Below are 16,940 nucleotides of genomic sequence, written 5' to 3'. Positions count from 1 at the left end.
TTAACTCCTAAGCGGCAATGGGTGCGTACGCCTTAACGGCGCACGGCAAGAATTTGATGGGTACCAGTCACGCCTTGTTCAAACTGAATCGCGCAAGCCGTCATATACAGACGCCAGATCCGGTAAGTACGCTCGCCGACGGCTGCGGCAACTGCCTCATGGCGTTGCTCCAGTTTGGTGACCCAGCGGCGGAATGTCAATGCATGGTGACGGCGCAAACCTTCTACATTGAATACTTCCAGGTTGGCGGATTGCATTTGCTGCCGGATGTGTGACAGGTTGCTCAGATCACCATCCGGAAACATCTGCTGATTGATAAAAGCCGTTGATATTTCGTGCTGGCGCCCCGGGCTTTCAGTAGTCACTTCGTGGTCAAGGAACAAGCCGGCAGGCTTGAGCACAGCATGCACTTTGGCAAAGTAAGCTGGCAAGTTCTGCTGGCCGACCTGGCTGCATACGCCAACGCTGACGACTTTGTCGTAACGCGGCGAGTCCGGTAAATCGTGGTAATGGCACAGCGAGACTGTCACCAGCTTCTCCAGCCCTTGTCTTTCTACTTCGGCCATGGCGTAAGCGCGTTGCTCCAGACTCTTGGTAATGCTATGCACATACACACCATAGTGTCTGGCGGCCCAGCAGGCCAGGCCACCCCAGTTGCAGCCAATGTCGAGCACGGTTTCGCCATGTTGTAAATGCAGTTTCAGGCAGATCAGGTCGAGCTGGTTATGCTGTGCCTGGGCGAGATTTTGCGAGCTATCCCCAAAATAAGCGCACGAGTGCAGCAATTTGTCATCCAGCCATAAGCGGTAAAACTCGCTGGGGACATTGTAATCCAGGGTATTGGTGTATGACGGCTGGCGTTGATGGGCGGGGATTGTTGTTGCAGGAGATTCGTTACGAGTATCTGCGAGTGTCAGTGCGCGATATAACAGCTCAAATTTTTCAGCCAAGGGTAAGGCGATAGATTCAAAATAGTAACGTAGCTGCATCGCTGCATTAAAGTCACCAAGAATCTGTAGTTCACCGGCGAAATAGGCCTCTGCCAAACGCAACGGGTCACTGAATAAAGTTTTATCACGTAATGCCGCCGCCTGCTCCAGGCAAACGGTAAAGGCAGGCGTGTCTTTGCCTACATAGAGCATACTGCCGTTCCACAAGCGGAAGGCAAATGATTCGGCATAGTCCTGAAACAAACGGTTAAGGATAAAACGGGATTTAGTGGTGTCTTCTGTGAGCGCTTCTGCTGCCTGTGACTGCATGGGACGTGGGTTAACCGCTTCCATCTGCCAGGCAGGGTCAAATTGCAAGGCATGATTCAGATTGCTGCTCATATGACGATCTCCAACTTCTGATTTTTGAACAATGCCTGACACTCTCAATTGGATCTGGCAGCCTGCTTAGATCTGGAATTTTTGTGTTTGCAGCATACAGCGTGGTTAAGGGTTTTTACTGCCCGCGTTTCTTCACCAAATGCATGGCGAGGTATTAGGTTGTGAGTGTAAAAATGAAGCAGCTTTCCCAACATAGGGCAGCCACTGATTGTCATGTCAGACAGGTCTGACAGGGGCAGATGAACGGTCTAGTGAGCCAGATGCCGCCTCAAGAATCGATGTAAATCATGCTTTTTAAAAAATGATTCTATAGCGCGATATATTAGAAAATGGGCCCATTCCTACACACAAATCAGTTTTTGCCTATGTCTGCGTCATCACACTCTCTTTAGTATGGATGTTGAAGTCGAATGTTCTTATCAGAAGTTCTCAACAAAGATGTTCTCAATAATAAGGAGCAGTTGTGATGCGTAAATTAATCGTGATGATGCTGGTAGTGATGCCAATGGTAAGCACTGCCTGGGCGGCAGATAAACCAGTGAAAAAGCCTGTAGCCAAACCACCGGTGAATAACACAGTGCCACCCTGTGATAATTCCCCCAACTCGAAAAAACCTTCATGCAACATGGATTCCGATAGCGTGAATGTGCCGCCGAAAATGCCGCATGAGCGTGGTGTGATCGTGCCACCTGAAGTACCTGCGGAAGGCCTGCCAAATCGTGAAAAGGACATTCCCGCCCCACGCGAGCCGTTGCAGCCAACCTCGTTTGAAAACAATCTGCAGAATTAAGTGTTACTGAAATAAGGTTAGAAAAACCATACCCTGCAAGAGCCAGGGTGATGGTTTTTCATTACATATCAATAAGCAACACACAACGATTTTGCGCGTCAGTCATTCTGCTGACTCGCTGTTAGGAGAATTTGTATGGAAGCAGTAAAAGAAAAACTGAACCCGCCTCAGCATCAGGAAGAGCAGCCAGGCTCAGAAGAAGAGATGACCCCAACGCCTGTTTATATTGATGCTGAATATATGGCTGGCGGCAAATTAAAAGACAAAGTCGCCATTATCACCGGTGGCGATAGCGGTATTGGCCGGGCAGTGGCCGTGCACTTTGCGGCTGAAGGTGCGCACGTAGCCATCGTGTATCTCGAAGAGCATGAGGACGCCAACAAAACCAAAGCGCTGGTGGAGTCTTATGGCAGTCAATGTTTATTACTGCCTGGCGATATATCGGATGAAGCTTTTTGCCAGCAATCCGTGCTGAACACCTTGAAGCAGTTCGGCAAGCTGGATATTGTGATTAATAACGCTGCCCAGCAGTTCCCGCAAAAAAGCATCCTTGATATCACGCAAAGGCAACTGGAACATACCTTCAGGAATAATATCTTCTCGATGTTTTATCTGGTGAAAGCTGCTTTACCGCACTTGCCGAAAAAGAGCCATATCATCAATACAACCTCAGTCACCGCGTATCGTGGCAGCCCCGAGTTACTGGATTACTCCTCTACCAAAGGCGCAGTGGTTTCATTTACGCGCTCATTAGCCAAGCAGTTGGTACCAGACGAGATCTATGTGAATGCCGTGGCACCAGGCCCGGTATGGACGCCCTTGATCCCTTCCACTTTCGATGAGAAAAAAGTCAGTGAGTTTGGTAATCAGGTGCCTATGAAGCGCCCCGGGCAACCAAGCGAGATTGCGCCTGCTTATGTGTTTTTAGCCTGCCAGGATTCCTCTTATATGACTGGCCAGGTCTTGCATGCTAACGGTGGTGAAGTGGTGAATGGCTAGCAAATTTCTGCGAAAGATTCACGATGATTGATTTCGTCGTTGAATCTGCAGCTATAGCCTTACTTTGTCTGACAACAGAATACGTCAATGGATGATAACCGCGCGTGTTCTGGTCACCTAAGATGGCTTAGGGTTAAATTTAAAATTAAGGATTCCGGCTATTAACCCATTGGCTGAATCTTACATATTAGGAGAAGCACCATGGCAAATCCACAAGACAATCAAGTAGGCCAAAATCAGGGAAATAGGGACCAGAAAAATCCGGGCCAGCAAGAGCAGAGTCAACAAGGCCAGAACCAGCAGGGTCAATCCCAGCCAGGGCAAAACCAGGCCGGCCAAGGCCAACAAAACCCAGGTCAACAAAATCAGGGCCAACCCGGTCAGGATCAAAACAGGCAAAATCAGCAGAATCAAGGCCAATCTAGCCAGGATCAGAAAAACCAGGGTCAGCACAACCAAAGCCAGCAAGGTCAGAATCAAAGCCAGCAGGGTCAGGGTCAGCCTAAGCAAGGCCAGCAGCAGCAAGGCATTGATGCGGGCACTGAACAGCTTGATCCTGCACAAAAGCAGCAATCCAATATCGGCAAGGATCAGGCACCTGGCAGCCAGCCTCTATCAGGCGGCAACAAGCAAGGTGAGGGCGATAGCGGTAATTAATGCCTGCTATGCTTGATCATAAAAAACCTGGAGCACTCCAGGTTTTTTTATTGCCCAGGATTTGGTCATACGCTTTGGTCATACGCATTTAAGGAGGTTGGATATTCTGACAGCAGATTAGGCGCTTTCACGATAAAGCCTATGCTAAAACACTTTTATCATGGACTCACGTTACTTCATTTTCTAAACGAAACATTTCAGGTCATTCAGGTAACGGTTTGGCCGAATAATATTCCGAAGGAGATTTAACAATGGCAAATTTACAAAACAACAAAAACCAGCAACAGGACAAATCTGGCGCTAAAGTCAGCAAAGACCAGCAGCAACAACATGCGCAGGGTAGCAAGCAACAAGCACCCGGCAGCCAGCAAGGCAAATCCCAGCAACAAGGTAGCAAGCAACAAGGTTAACTAGCTGTGGATGAAAAACCTGGAGCAATCCAGGTTTTTTTACGTCCGTATCTTATGTCTCTGTTTTTCATTAATGCTTTTTTCATATTGCCCTGTCCGAATTGTCCTACAGGAGATTCCGCCGTTGTTACATGGGCATGCCTTTTTGTTTTATTCATAATCAGTTTGCAACTCATGCTTTCAATCGCATGAAATATTAAGCATTTAAAAGAACACGACATTTACCAAGGAGAATCACCATGAATACAAAATTAGGCTTAGGCATGTTGGTATTGATCACAGGGTTAACTGCCTGTAACAAAAACGAATCCGGCTCAGGTGAAGCAGCTTCGGCTGCCGCCAGCGGCCCGGCAATCAAGTTCGTTAAAACCCAGGATGGCTCAGCACTGGATATCAAGCCTGAGCTGTTTGATACGCCTGAAGCCAAGGAGTTTTTAGCTTCTGGCAAAAACCCATATATCGGTAAAGAAGACGCAATTAAAGCCGGTAAGAAGATCTTCCAGCTTTATTCATGTACCCAGTGTCACGGCCCGGAAGCCGGTGGTCAGGTTGGCCCGGCATTGACTGGCCCGAACTATAATTATGCCAAGGATGCGACCAACAAAGGCATGTTCGAGACTGTCTGGAACGGTACAAACGGCGGTATGGGTGCCAAGGGTAAAGGCCTGATGGACCCTTCAGACCCGAATAACGGTATTTCACCAGACGAGCTGTTGAAGGTGATTGCCTGGGTGCGTAGCCATGGCAGCTTAACCGGTAACGAAGATAGCTAAGCGCTCAGTCATCGTGACTAAACCCTGGTTTAATCTTAGTCAAACTGCAGTTAAACCGGGGCTCCTCAAGCATGTTTACAATTGGTCATCATTATCCTACAGCACATTCGTGGGCCTGCTTACATACAACAAAAACACGCATCAGTAAGATAGTTATCACTGCCCTGTAAAGGGCAATTCAAACAATATTGAGGAGAATACGATGAATAAATTACTCACAGTGTTATTAGCTAGCGTGTTTATGAGTACGACCACAGCTGCTTTTGCAGCGGATGCCACCGGCGGCGATGTGCCACCTGCGCATCAGCAGAAAAAAGAAGTGCCTAACACTACTAAAAACGGTGATTACCTGCAAGATCAGCCGGACAACAACAGTAATGCTAATCAGGGCTCTGGTAACAAGCAATCCAAGCCAGGCAACATTGAAAAAAGCAAACGCTTCCAGGAGAAACCTGCTGAAGGCGGTACTGGTGTAAACCCGCAGAATAAATAAGCGGTTGTATAGCCTTGCGAAACTCATGCTGAATCCTATTGAAGTAGGAGTATGCGCAAGGCTTTTCCATTTGTAATGACTGGTGTTTTACGGGAGAAAGATCATGACCGAGCAAAATCTTAAATTGTTGATGCAGCTGTGCAAGCAATGCGCAGATGCATGTGAAAACTGTGCCATCGCTTGCGAGAGCGAGGCTAATCCCATGATGAGAACCTGCATTGAACATGATATGGACTGTGCAGATTTTTGCCGGTTGACTGCTTCCTTTGTCGCCCGTGGCAGTGAGTTTGTCGAGCTGGTGTGCCAGGATTGTGCTGAGATTTGTACAGCCTGTGCCGAAGAGTGTGAAAAACATACTTCTATCCACTGTCGCCAATGTGCCGAAGCCTGTAGACGTTGTGCAGAAGAATGCCTGAAAGTTGGCGTTGCCGAATATGCTTAATTATTGTTAGATCGATACGCTGGATAGGCTGATATTTTGCCTATCCAGATGTGCATGCCTCTTGTTTCATATCACGCATGCTTCTATACGCAATTGATATGACCCTCTAGCTTTGTTGCATTTTCAGCTTGAATCTCAAGATAATAAATTCGGCCGGCCGCACAGGTGCCAGGCCGATTTCTACGATCAGGCGCCCGTCCACTATATCCTGCGCATTCATGGTGCTACCCAGACCTATATTCACAAAAAACGCCTGTTTCGGTTGACTGCCCAGCAATGCGCCCTGTTGCCACAGAGTGGTTAAGAAGTTTTCAACCGCCGCTTTGGCCCGTAGCCAGGTATTGGCGTCATTGGGTTCAAACACATAGGCTTGCAAGCCGTTTTCAATCGAAGCCTCCACCATGCCAAATAGTCTGCGTACATTAATATAACGCCACTCATTGTCATTGCCTGCCAGCGTTCTTGCACCCCACACCAGCGTGCCGCGGCCTGTAAAACTGCTAATGATATTGATGGATTTGCCTGTGGGATGTACGTTGTAATCCGCCTGATCGTCATCCGTCAGGTTCAACACTGGTTTGATGACGGCTTGTAGCGCCACATTGGCAGGCGCTTTCCATACGCCACGACTCGCGTCAGTCTGGGCATAGACGCCAGCAATAGCGCCACTGGCTGGCAGGGTGTTCAGCGCTAGCGCTGCGCGGTCCAGCCATGCGCGATACACATTGAAGTTCTGATATAAATCGTGATTCAACGCGCGTGCGGTGCTTTGTGCGCTGAGTTGCACTTCCCTGAACCAGGCAATCGCCATATGAATGATGCTGTTAAGCATGTCGTGCGCGATCTGCACGCGTGCAAGGTCAGTTGATGCCGCCGCATAATCCGCTGCTACTTCCGGCAATGGGCTGAGTGCCAATATGGCTGCCCGGTCTTTTAAGCCTAGCAAAGTACAGGCTGCGGTATCCGCTATCAGAGATATACCTGTATGTCCGACCAGGGCATGGTGATGCGCAACCAGCAGGCGCAGGCTTTCTCCCATACGCGTATGCGCCTGACTGCTGATGATGCTGGAAAACTTGATCAGTGTCGTGTCAGGGCACTCTTTTACCACCGCTGACATTATGTCCAATAGCGCCAGAAACCATAGGCTTTGTGCATGCAAAAGTGCCTGATAAGCATTGATATCCGTGCTGTTTAATGCTGGGATGTCAGATGAAAGATTGGCGGCTGCTTGTTCCACGCTCGGCGCGTTTTTAAGCAGGCCGGTTTCGCCGCTAGCCAGCAATGCGCAGGCACGCTCGCTCAGCGCCAAGTCAATGACTTTGCTTTTAATAGCAGCATCACTGGTCAAATGGTCAACCAGCAAGGTTGCAGCGTCGAGCGGCTCCTCCGCCTGCTGGCTGCCGATTGCATTGCCTTTACGCTTCAGCACAAGATGGCTTAACCGGGTTTCCCTGTTAAAAGAGCTGACCAGCCACGGGCCATAGGCAGCACCATAGTTGAGGTGCTCACTACCGATATTGCTTCTGAAATGTTCGGCTTCTTGCGCAAACGCTGATTTCTCAGCCTGGCAGCCTAATTCGCAAATGGTTACCCGGTTGCGTACCTGTGCGCACTGCGCCAATGCGGCGGCATAGAGTGATACGCCGTGATCCTCAAGCAGCACCGCCTCCGGGATGACAATGATGGTCGGCAATGACGAGTCTTCAATCTTTGCCAGCCCTAGGGCCAATGCCGCTTGTGCAACAGCGTTACTGTAATCGCCGACCGACACGATCACGCAAGCGCCGCCACCATTGTTAAAGAACAGGCGCAGGCTGTCATATAAATAAAATGCCTGATTGAGCGTGGCATCCGCAATCTGGTTTTGGTCATCCAGCCAAAGCGTGACTGCTGGCGTGGGTGCAAGGCCAAAGTATTGCTCATACTCCACCATGCTACTAATAGAAAAAGGGACCAGCGTCAGCGACTTTCCACGCTGTTCAGCTTTTTCTGTGTAGCCGATAAAGGCCGGCATGGCAGTTTCTACCGCGGCGATAGATGGCGGTAAACTGGGGATTTCTGCGACATAGACACCAGGCGTTTTGTATTGGGCCATGATTCAGTTTTTATCCTGTTTGTAAGCAGGCAGTCTGCGCTCAAGCATAGGCAGCACCTTGGTGTCCGGTGCATCTGTAACCACGGTGAGTAAACGTAATTTATAGAGGGCGGAAGGTACAGGCGCAGTTTTTAACGTTGACCAGACATGGTGGGTCTCTTCCAGCGTCGGCGAATATAAATCAATCGCCAGTTTGAATTCACGCAGCCTGTCCAGCGCATGGGCGGGCGCGTGAAGGGTTAGCGATTCACGTTTGACATTCAGTTCGGTAAATAGCGGTTGTGCATGGAAAAACTGCATGGCACGCCCCAGCATGAGCAATGCCTCGCTGTAAGAGGCATAAGTGGCTGTGAGCAATACAAGCACATTCAATTGCAGCGGAGGTGATTGATAGAGGGTGCCTGAAGGGCTACGGCCAACTGGTGAAGTTTTCCTGAATTCGGCTTCTTCCTGGATATTCACCAGCGTCAGGTTCAGGCATTCTTGCGTGGCTGATTGTGCGCCCGGGGATAACGGAAAATTCGTAGAGGAAAGATCACGTAAGCCAGCAGGTGCATGATTGGCACTCATGCCATAGGCCTCCGTCAGCTGATGATTTAACTCATTCACAATGATGGTCAGGGCATGCGCAATCATGGCGATCTCTCTGGGATGGTTTCAAGCCATTATAGGACGGTTAGCTCATGCGTGCGATGATTAGTGTTTACCCTGATGGCGATTGGGTCCTTTGCATGCAGCGTTGGCGAAATCAGGCGCTACAAATTAAATACCCATAGGAATATTTAATATTCCTATGGGCAAGTCTTGCTCTTAGATGTGGCGAGTTGTAAGTCTTGTCTATCTAAGTATCCATTGCTGCTTAGTTAGCAACAACGATTTCATTTTTAACGGCTGTCACGCCTTTAACGCTCTTAGCAATTTTTTCTGCTTTTTGTGCTTCAGCTTTTGATTTTGCATTGCCTGAAAGTTGTACCAGACCATTGCTATCAGTTTCAACACTGATATCAGTTGCGCTGACAACTTTGTCTTTGGCAAAAGCTGCTTTTACTTTAGTTGTGATCACTGAATCTTCAACTTTAGTACCCAGTGAGTCACCGTCAGCCGCAAAACCAGCCAAAGGCAAAGCCAGAGCACTTACCAACAATAATGATTTGATTGTATTTTTCATGATGTTTCCTTCTTGAGTGGATTTAGGAGGTTCCATTATTAAAAAAACATGTCGCGTCGTGAATACATCTTATTCTGATAGTGACGTAGGAATGGGCTGACTTCACGCCTGTTTGATTGCAAGGGCAACTGCCTGTATTCTTGCCGGGTACGCTATACAGGTCAGCGTGCACCCTATCTCATCGAAAACATAGACTATGCAACTGCATTTCTTATCGGCGTTAGCCATCTTTATCAGCGGCTATGCGCCACTCGGCTTGATCCTGGTGATTAAAGATTTAAACGAAGACGCTTTTTACTTTGAGCACCCGCTCAGGGCATTCAGCATCTTTGTCATTTTCGCCTTGAGCGCCTTGTTCGCCTTGAGTGCCGCGCGCAATATCAAACAGGGAGTGCCGGTGAAAATCACCAAGGTATCCAATAAATCGGCGGATATGTTCACGTATACCATCCCTTACATGATGTCATTTTACAAATTCGATTTAGGCGACTGGAAGCTGCTGTTATGCCTGGCGATATTCCTGAGCCTGATGTTTGTATTGGCTTACCGCACGCAAAATGTATTCGTCAACCCGGTGCTGGCATTGGCTGGCTATGGTTTATACGATTGCCAGTTCAAAGACGGCGTGCAGGAAAGGCAGGGCCTGCTGCTGTCAAAAACACATTTTCAGGTGGGTGATTATTGCGCCATCAAACGGTTATCCAACCTCATGTATTTTGTGACGCAAGTGCAGGTCAGGGAGAGTGCAAATGAAAGGGAACAATCGTGACGAAGAGTGTAAATGAAACCATGCAGACACTACGCGCCACCGATTTCACGCATTGGCTGGCGACCTTCTGGCTCGTGAAACGCAAGCTGAGCCAGCAACAGGCAAAGTATTCAGTCTTAAAAGTAGACACCGATGCCAAGCTGGAGCAAAAGCTCAAAAACGCAGTCACTGCCAAGATACTGGATAAAGAGTACGCGCTGGACGAGTACGACTTTCTCACTGCCGACCAGGACAATGGTTTATTGACCATAGATTCCGCCGCCACCGATGTCACCCTGATCCAGGCCGAAATCGACAAAGGCACCGCCAACCCGACTGTCGAGCGATACGAAGACCTGCTGGATTCGTGGGCCATGGTGATCAAACTCGAGCATCAGGAAAAGGCGATTTACGCTTATAGAAAGATCAGCAAATTCAATCATCCCACCAAGCTGTCGCATATCTCTTTTATCCAGTTTAAAGATAAACAGCTCAAAGACCTCGATGAACAGGCCATTTTCACCATCGATACCCAGATTGATTTTTTCACCTACACAGGCACGACCTTCATCACCAATAAAAAGGAATTCGAAAGCACGCTGAATTTCAGGGCCGGCATGGAGAAGAACCGCGATGTGGTATTGCAGGAGTTCGTCGATTTAAATATCTTCAGCGATGCCAGTTTGCTCAAGCAACATATAGGCGCTAACCTGAACTACTTGCGCAAAGTCTCTTCCATCCAGAAAAGCGGTTACTACAAAGACGCCCAGTTCCTGCAAGAGCTGATCAAAGTCAACAGCCAGAAAAACTGGGGGTTGCAGGTTGAAAACGGTACCATCGTAATTAATGAAGCTTCGATAGAACTGGTGCTGACCTTATTGAATAACGGCAGGCTGGAGTCGCCCATCAATCACGAAATCTTTGATGCATCCGTCAAGAAAAAAGTCTCTTAGTCACACAGCATTCACCCTTTAAATTCATGCAATTACATTATCAAACCATAGGCCAGGGCCAACCGCTGATCCTCATACACGGCTTATTCGGCTCTGCCGATAACTGGGGCAGCATCGCCAAACATTTCTCACAGCAATATCAGGTCATCAGCGTCGACCTGCGCAACCATGGCCGTTCGCCGCACAGTGATTCACAAACATACGCTGAAATGGCTGAGGATTTATTAGCACTGCTGGATACGCTAGGCCTGGAGCAAGTCGATTTGCTCGGCCATTCACTAGGCGGCAAAGTCGCCATGCAATTCGCCACCGATTATCCCCAGCATGTGAATAAGCTGATTGTGGTCGATATGGCGATGCGTGCTTATCCGGATAGGTACACGCAGCTGATGGATACTATGCTGGCAGTGGATCTCAGCCAAATGACCTCACGGAGCGATGTGGATAAAGCCTTAAGCGCTGACATCGCTAATGTGAGAGTGCGGCAGTTTTTACTCACTAATCTGGTCAAAAATGAGGCACAGCTACAGTGGCGGATCAACCTGCCAGCACTCAAAGCCAATTACGCAACACTCACTGCCGCGATTGACGTCAACTTTGAGCGGCCTGGCCTGTTTATCCGTGGTGAACGTAGTGATTATGTGCAAGATAGTGATATCACTCAACTGCAACAGCATTTCCCGCAAGCAGAATTTGTCACCTTGCCCACAGACCATTGGGTGCATGCCGAGCAACCGCAACTGTTTATACAAACCGTTGCAGATTTTCTAGCTTAACGTATGGCTTTCATAGGCTGGTGCCAATTCTATAGTTAGCCCAGCGATTCACTTTAGATGCTGTTTTAGATAAATATTTGAAGATTTTTCAATATCCCTACAATATTTCCAACGCTGAAACGTCTACACAGCATGGATATACATTTAGAAAATAATCTACGCATAGCGCAGCAACTTATGACACAGCAAGATTCTGTGATCACAGAAACCTTCAATCAAGAAAAAGCCAGACTACGCAATTTCATCAGAAAACGTGTGCCGAATGCCGGTGACGCCGATGATATTTTGCAGGATGTGTTCTATGAGTTTGTATCTGCGTACCGCCTGCCAGAGCCGCTGGAGCAAGTCGGTGCATGGTTATACCGCGTAGCCAGAAACCGCATTGTTGATCGCTTTAGAAAGCATAAACACGAAGTTTCCCTACAACCGGAAGAGGATGAAGATGCGCTATGGCTGGAAGCTATCCTTTCCATTGAAACCGAAACCCCGGCTTCAATCTATGAAAGAAAAATGCTGATTGAGCACGTGATCGCCACGCTGAATCTATTGCCCGCTGAGCAACGGCAAGTGTTTATCGCCCACGAGTTAGACGGCAAAAGCTTCAAACAAATCGCCGCAGAAACCGGCGTTGCTATCAACACCTTGTTAGCAAGAAAAAGGTATGCAGTGACTTTTTTACGAGAGCAACTGCAGGCCAGTGACTAAACGTATAAATTACTGAATTATTGGAGAAATAAATGAGAAATTGTAAAAGTAAATGTGCTGCCATTGCAGTGTTTGTCGTAGCCGCAATCGCAGCCTTATCTTATCTCGTCATGCTGTTGTGGAACAACGTAGTCGTTTCATTAGCGGATGGTATTCACGCCATCGATTACTGCCATGCAGTCGGGCTGTTGATTCTGAGCAGAATTCTGTTTGGTGGATTCAGAGGTCGCCATGGGCATCATAGACATTGCGGTGGTGAAGCAATGACAGCTGATGAACAAGAGAAAGTGCGTTGTGGGTTGTTTAATCGCTTTAAGTCTAAGAAGGGCGCTGAGTAATTGCACCAAGTAATTTGATTTGTAGAAAGGTTTAAACGAAACGGCTTCTATTGTTACGGGCCGTTTTTTGCTTTTTTTGAGCCTATTACAATGAGTTGCTAGCTATCAACCCAGCCATCTTTCGTAACCAGTTGCGCATTCTGCAATGATTAAATAATATTTTTTATGGTCATTTCTAAATAATTTAAACTCTAATCCAGATTAGCTGATTTTTATTGTAAGGGTACTTGAAACTTAGATTACGGCTTGTAAAGTTATGTGGTCCAATGAAGACACCTCTTCCTTTGAGCTCACTCTTGATGTGAGTAGATCCACTCCCATTTTGCTAGAGGCTAACAATTCAGAGATGGAGTATAGTTGGCCATCCTTGGCATTTTGAGCGGCTGTAGCAATGGCATTGTAAGATATATATACATAGTCATTAAGGTGAGTTATCAGTTGTGGACGTACCCCTTGAAAGTGACCTGCATGAGCAATTTTATTTCTTAGAAAGTAAATCCTCCGAAGTTGACGAGTTACGTCCTCCTCTGATTTTGATAGTCTTTTAGAAATAGATTTATTATCTTTAAGCTCTTGAAAGATCTTTATCAATTTAAATTTGAGATGCTCTTTGTTTCCTAGACTAGCAAAAAGCTCCATAGCTGCTGGTTCATTTCTCAGTAATGCAAAAATATTTGCATTAGTAATTGATGAATCGAAGTTAGTTATGCCTGTGCCTATATCCGAAGCAGCTAAAGGAGTAATCGGAATTTTATTTTTACTTAATAAATTTCGAAGATAATTTACCCTACGAATTAATCCAGCGATTGCATAGAATTGAGGTACGAACTCTAAGATGTTCCCAATAATGTTGTTGCCTTCATTTCCGAACAGAGATTCAAGGGCAATCCATAAATTCATTAATTTTTGTTCTAGTGACACTGAATGCCGAGCTAATCTCAAATACCTCAGAGATCTGCTGAATTGCTCTTTTGCTGGGTCATCTAAGTTCTTTAGAACTTTACGGATCGATATATTTGTATGAGAGTTGCTAGAGCCGGAATTGCTAGACATAAAGGCTAACAAAAGATCCAGATTAAGTGTTTTAACAATAGGTTGAGGGCGAGAAAGTATTATGACGCAATGAGATGATATTTGTAGTTCGTTACCATAATCCATAACCATCTCTGTATCTAATAGACGATCAAGTCGCTCTTTCGTTCGTAAAGCAGCGGTAACGTAATCTGTAGATACAATTGAATGTTTGGCTACAACGTTAATGGCAATATTCTTTTTGAATTTTTCTAAATTCTCGTTTCTAATTTCTTGGGGTATTGTTCTTATAAACTGTAAATCAGGTTCGTCATTAATTGATGTTAGTAAATTGGGACGGGCTGTATGAAAGCCAAAATAAACCTCAAAAGATAATTCTCTATTTGTAAGACGTCCCGTGACATATCTAAACTGATCTTCAAAACTTCTTCCCCCATAGTTATTTTCGCGCGTAAACATATCTGAACGATTAAAAAGATATGTAGGAGAGTATCCTTGATTTAATAAATAAGTAATATAAAGGCCTGTCAAACGATCAATCTGTCCAGTAAGCCTATCTTTTTGCGATATATCTGCAGGCGCGACAATAGAGTCTTCAAGTTGTTTTAATAAGGAGGTTAGATATGCCTCTCTTCTGCTCAAAATAGCGCGGCAAAAAGTTTTTATTTTTATTTGAGTGTTATAACTTATTTCACTTGATTTCAGGATTTTTGGAAGCTCTTTGATGATTAATGCAAACTCACCTAGCAACTCTTGAGCAACTGGGTCGAAATTCCAGCACTCACTAATTTCATCCATTGAAGAAAGTATATATCCGCTGTTTTTTTCGTTACGCTGGAAAGCTTCCAAATGCTCTAGCATTTCTTCGCATGTACTGAATAAATTCAGTAATCGTGACTGATAAAAATGCGGTGTATGAGTGCTTAGTTTTTCGATGAAAGTTTCGACAAAAAAGCGAGGGCGAAAATCTAACATTGGCAACCTAGCCCAGAAGGCATCGCTGTCATACTTTAATTGCTTCATTTACGACGCCCGATTCCGCATAGCTTTTAAGATAACTATTACTTCTTCAGGGCTGAGGGTACGGTGTATTCCCAATCCTGTACGAATAGGTTCGAAAACTTCATACATACGGGCATAATTTGCTAAAAGAGGTGCATGAGAGTTGAGGTCTCGGCCATTAAAGCGACTGAATCTGCCCATTTCATTTACCAGAATTTTTGCGATTGAATATGCCGAACCTTCATTGTTACCATCAAATCCTGGGAATTTTACATGCCTGCCAAAAGGCTCTGCTTCGGAAGCAATCCTCTCTTTGATGCTGTTATCGAACGAATTAAATGCTTCTTCAAGAAAAGACCACATATCCAGATAGTTTATAACTTCAATGACAAGATCTGGGGTGGGTTCGTTATCGCTGCCAACAACACCTGGCATTTCCCAATCTAAAGCCCAGGTATTTTCGGTATGTATAGCTGTTCTTAAGAGGCGGGTGTCGATATTTGTTAGCTCTAACTTGTCATATATATCACTTAGCATCAATAAAATTAATTTTTCAGGATTAGAAATTTTCATGATTTTTTCTATGAATAAAAATTGAAATACAGCATATCAGAACCACTATTCATTTCAAATTATGTATTACAAACAACTAACTTTGTTGTAATGCTGCTTATTTGCCGGGAAAAAGTTAATTAAAAGGCGATTAAAACAATACGGTTGGATTATTTAATTCATTTAGGGAGCAATTTTATTGATTCTTCATACGAGGTATCAAAGCAGAATTATTGCTGTAATTTACTATTTATTCCGATGCATATTTGCTTGCGTCAATTTGAAAGAAATCACCCAAAGCAATAATCCAATCACTGAGGTAGCTGCACCAATCGTACCAAATACGTTGTAACCTAATCCATGATCAATCGCCATCCCGCCTAACCAGGGGCCTAAAGCATTCGCGGTATTTAAAGCGGCTTGAATAGCGGCGGCAGATAATACTTGTGCGTCTCCCGCAATTTCCATTAAATGCGTTTGCAGCGTGACTGGCAGCGCCATCATGGTGCCTACGGCGACTGCTGCGATGATAATGCCTGGCAGTGAGCCGGAAATGAATGGAATCATGGCCAGTACAAATATCGACCACACAATCAGCAGGCATGCGCCTTTGAATTTCATGGCGTCTGCAATTTTGCCACCTGACAACATGCCGATGATTGAGCCTATGCCGAAGGCGACAACTAGCCAGGGCATGTATGACTCGGAAACCTTGGTGACATTGACCAACACCGGTGCCATGTAGCTAAAAACAGTAAACATGCCGGCGAAACCAAATACGCCGATCAACAGCACTAGCCAAATTTGTAGCCGATTAAATGCTGCCAGCTCTTCCATCGGGCTGGATCGTTTCTCTTGATGATCTAAAGGTAACGACTTGTTAACCATCAGCACGGTGATGAATGCGAGCAGGCCTACTAAGGCAAAAGCTAATCGCCATGTAAATTGTTGCCCTAACCAGACAGCAAGCGGATTGCCGACCAGTATTGCGACGGCCAAGCCAAGCATGACTTTGGTGACAGCCATGCCTTTTTGTGAAGGTGGGCTGATAGATGCTGCCACTAATGTTGCAATGCCGAAATAGGCGCCATGTGGCAAGCCTGAAATAAATCTGGCAATTAACATGGTGCCGTAAGTAGGGGCAAGTGAGCTGGCAATATTGGCGATGGCGTACATCATTGCGAGTAGCAGCAATAGGTTTTTTCTTTTAAGGCCAGCGCCAAAAATAGCCAGCAAAGGTGCGCCCACCACAACGCCTAAGGCATAAATGCTGATGGAAATGCCAACCTGCGATTCCGATACGCCTAATCCGCGGCTGATTTCTAGCAGTAGACCCATGCTAGAGAATTCGCTGACACCGATTGCAAATGCGCCGATGGAGAGTGCAAAAATAATCAGGTTTTGCCTGGCTTTAGAGAGTTGGATCTGTGGGGCTGAGTGATTCGACATGACTTGCTTAAGGTGGTAAATGAAATGCGACGACTGCCAACGAGTTTAATTTTGATGACTAAAGTTGATTGGTATAGTGTGCAGCGTCGTTATACACCACCCATATCGAATTTAGGCGAAAAATCAGCTATTAACTTTAAATAATGGCTCATTTAATATTTGATAGCTCAAAGAGGGGCTGGCACTCTAGCCCTCAAAATCAATGTTTCAAAGAATGTTTATCA

The 16,940-nt window shown here is 46.1% G+C and carries 20 protein-coding genes; 12 read left to right on the top strand and 8 right to left on the bottom strand.

Going from position 1 to position 16,940, the window contains the following annotated elements:
* Positions 1-32: 32 nt before the first annotated feature.
* Positions 33-1,331 carry a class I SAM-dependent methyltransferase gene (locus tag ACTS9Y_RS02680; protein WP_442584469.1) on the bottom strand — a complete coding sequence of 433 codons (1,299 nt, stop codon included), beginning with the start codon at positions 1,329-1,331 and terminating at the stop codon, positions 33-35.
* Between the two features lie 466 nt (positions 1,332-1,797).
* Between ACTS9Y_RS02680 and ACTS9Y_RS02675 the strand changes: the two genes are divergently transcribed.
* The 4 genes from ACTS9Y_RS02675 (at position 1,798) to ACTS9Y_RS02660 (ending at position 4,187) form a co-directional block, all read left to right on the top strand.
* The gene (locus ACTS9Y_RS02675; RefSeq protein WP_442584468.1) at positions 1,798-2,121 is read left to right on the top strand and encodes a hypothetical protein; all 324 of its coding nucleotides are present in this window, start codon (positions 1,798-1,800) and stop codon (positions 2,119-2,121) included.
* 135 nt (positions 2,122-2,256) lie between these two features.
* Positions 2,257-3,120, top strand: a complete 864-nt coding sequence (locus tag ACTS9Y_RS02670; RefSeq protein ID WP_442584467.1) for an SDR family oxidoreductase — start codon at positions 2,257-2,259, stop codon at positions 3,118-3,120.
* A gap of 201 nt (positions 3,121-3,321) precedes the next feature.
* Entirely contained in the window at positions 3,322-3,777 is a 456-nt protein-coding gene (locus ACTS9Y_RS02665) for a hypothetical protein (protein ID WP_442584466.1), read from the top strand.
* Between the two features lie 251 nt (positions 3,778-4,028).
* Positions 4,029-4,187: a hypothetical protein gene (locus ACTS9Y_RS02660; protein ID WP_442584465.1), complete on the top strand. Its 159-nt coding sequence runs from the start codon at positions 4,029-4,031 to the stop codon at positions 4,185-4,187.
* Here ACTS9Y_RS02660 and ACTS9Y_RS02655 read toward each other — a convergent pair.
* Positions 4,184-4,345, bottom strand: a complete 162-nt coding sequence (locus ACTS9Y_RS02655; protein ID WP_442584464.1) for a hypothetical protein — start codon at positions 4,343-4,345, stop codon at positions 4,184-4,186. The genes ACTS9Y_RS02660 and ACTS9Y_RS02655 overlap by 4 nt on opposite strands.
* An 81-nt stretch (positions 4,346-4,426) precedes the next feature.
* On the opposite strand from ACTS9Y_RS02655, the gene ACTS9Y_RS02650 reads away from it, so the two are divergent.
* The 3 genes from ACTS9Y_RS02650 to ACTS9Y_RS02640 all read left to right on the top strand — a co-directional run bounded on the left by ACTS9Y_RS02650 (position 4,427) and on the right by ACTS9Y_RS02640 (position 5,895).
* The gene (locus ACTS9Y_RS02650; protein WP_442584463.1) at positions 4,427-4,960 is read left to right on the top strand and encodes a c-type cytochrome; all 534 of its coding nucleotides are present in this window, start codon (positions 4,427-4,429) and stop codon (positions 4,958-4,960) included.
* Positions 4,961-5,162: 202 nt separating this feature from the next.
* Positions 5,163-5,453, top strand: a complete 291-nt coding sequence (locus ACTS9Y_RS02645) for a hypothetical protein (RefSeq protein ID WP_442584462.1) — start codon at positions 5,163-5,165, stop codon at positions 5,451-5,453.
* Between the two features lie 103 nt (positions 5,454-5,556).
* Entirely contained in the window at positions 5,557-5,895 is a 339-nt protein-coding gene (locus tag ACTS9Y_RS02640) for a four-helix bundle copper-binding protein (protein WP_442584461.1), read from the top strand.
* Between the two features lie 106 nt (positions 5,896-6,001).
* Here ACTS9Y_RS02640 and ACTS9Y_RS02635 read toward each other — a convergent pair whose 3' ends face one another.
* The 3 genes from ACTS9Y_RS02635 to ACTS9Y_RS02625 form a co-directional block, all read right to left on the bottom strand.
* Positions 6,002-7,993, bottom strand: a complete 1,992-nt coding sequence (locus ACTS9Y_RS02635) for a phage tail sheath family protein (protein WP_442584460.1) — start codon at positions 7,991-7,993, stop codon at positions 6,002-6,004.
* A 3-nt stretch (positions 7,994-7,996) separates the two neighbouring features.
* Positions 7,997-8,629, bottom strand: a complete 633-nt coding sequence (locus ACTS9Y_RS02630; protein WP_442584459.1) for a DUF4255 domain-containing protein — start codon at positions 8,627-8,629, stop codon at positions 7,997-7,999.
* A gap of 223 nt (positions 8,630-8,852) precedes the next feature.
* On the bottom strand, positions 8,853-9,161 hold the full coding sequence (locus tag ACTS9Y_RS02625; protein ID WP_442584458.1) for a BON domain-containing protein: 309 nt from the start codon (positions 9,159-9,161) through the stop codon (positions 8,853-8,855).
* Positions 9,162-9,357: 196 nt separating this feature from the next.
* On the opposite strand from ACTS9Y_RS02625, the gene ACTS9Y_RS02620 reads away from it, so the two are divergent.
* The 5 genes from ACTS9Y_RS02620 (at position 9,358) to ACTS9Y_RS02600 (ending at position 12,681) form a co-directional block, all read left to right on the top strand.
* Entirely contained in the window at positions 9,358-9,930 is a 573-nt protein-coding gene (locus ACTS9Y_RS02620; RefSeq protein ID WP_442584457.1) for a hypothetical protein, read from the top strand.
* Entirely contained in the window at positions 9,927-10,862 is a 936-nt protein-coding gene (locus ACTS9Y_RS02615) for a Kiwa anti-phage protein KwaB-like domain-containing protein (protein WP_442584456.1), read from the top strand. The genes ACTS9Y_RS02620 and ACTS9Y_RS02615 overlap by 4 nt, the downstream gene beginning before the upstream one ends.
* A gap of 26 nt (positions 10,863-10,888) precedes the next feature.
* On the top strand, positions 10,889-11,638 hold the full coding sequence (locus tag ACTS9Y_RS02610; protein WP_442584455.1) for an alpha/beta fold hydrolase: 750 nt from the start codon (positions 10,889-10,891) through the stop codon (positions 11,636-11,638).
* Between the two features lie 177 nt (positions 11,639-11,815).
* Positions 11,816-12,343, top strand: a complete 528-nt coding sequence (locus ACTS9Y_RS02605; RefSeq protein WP_442584454.1) for an RNA polymerase sigma factor — start codon at positions 11,816-11,818, stop codon at positions 12,341-12,343.
* Positions 12,344-12,375: 32 nt separating this feature from the next.
* Positions 12,376-12,681 carry a hypothetical protein gene (locus ACTS9Y_RS02600; RefSeq protein WP_442584453.1) on the top strand — a complete coding sequence of 102 codons (306 nt, stop codon included), beginning with the start codon at positions 12,376-12,378 and terminating at the stop codon, positions 12,679-12,681.
* 234 nt (positions 12,682-12,915) lie between these two features.
* Here ACTS9Y_RS02600 and ACTS9Y_RS02595 read toward each other — a convergent pair whose 3' ends face one another.
* From ACTS9Y_RS02595 to ACTS9Y_RS02585, 3 genes are all read right to left on the bottom strand, one after another.
* Entirely contained in the window at positions 12,916-14,736 is a 1,821-nt protein-coding gene (locus tag ACTS9Y_RS02595) for a hypothetical protein (protein WP_442584452.1), read from the bottom strand.
* Positions 14,737-15,288, bottom strand: a complete 552-nt coding sequence (locus ACTS9Y_RS02590; protein WP_442584451.1) for a YfbU family protein — start codon at positions 15,286-15,288, stop codon at positions 14,737-14,739. It abuts the gene before it with no gap.
* Positions 15,289-15,513: 225 nt separating this feature from the next.
* Positions 15,514-16,716, bottom strand: coding sequence for an MFS transporter (locus ACTS9Y_RS02585; protein WP_442584450.1), 1,203 nt, complete (start codon positions 16,714-16,716; stop codon positions 15,514-15,516).
* Positions 16,717-16,940 lie beyond the last annotated feature (224 nt).

Source organism: Methylophilus sp. (assembly GCF_052173275.1).
Classification (GTDB): domain Bacteria; phylum Pseudomonadota; class Gammaproteobacteria; order Burkholderiales; family Methylophilaceae; genus Methylophilus.
The sequence above is the reverse complement of the archived record's forward strand: the minus strand, read 5'-3'. Positions and strand labels throughout refer to the sequence as shown.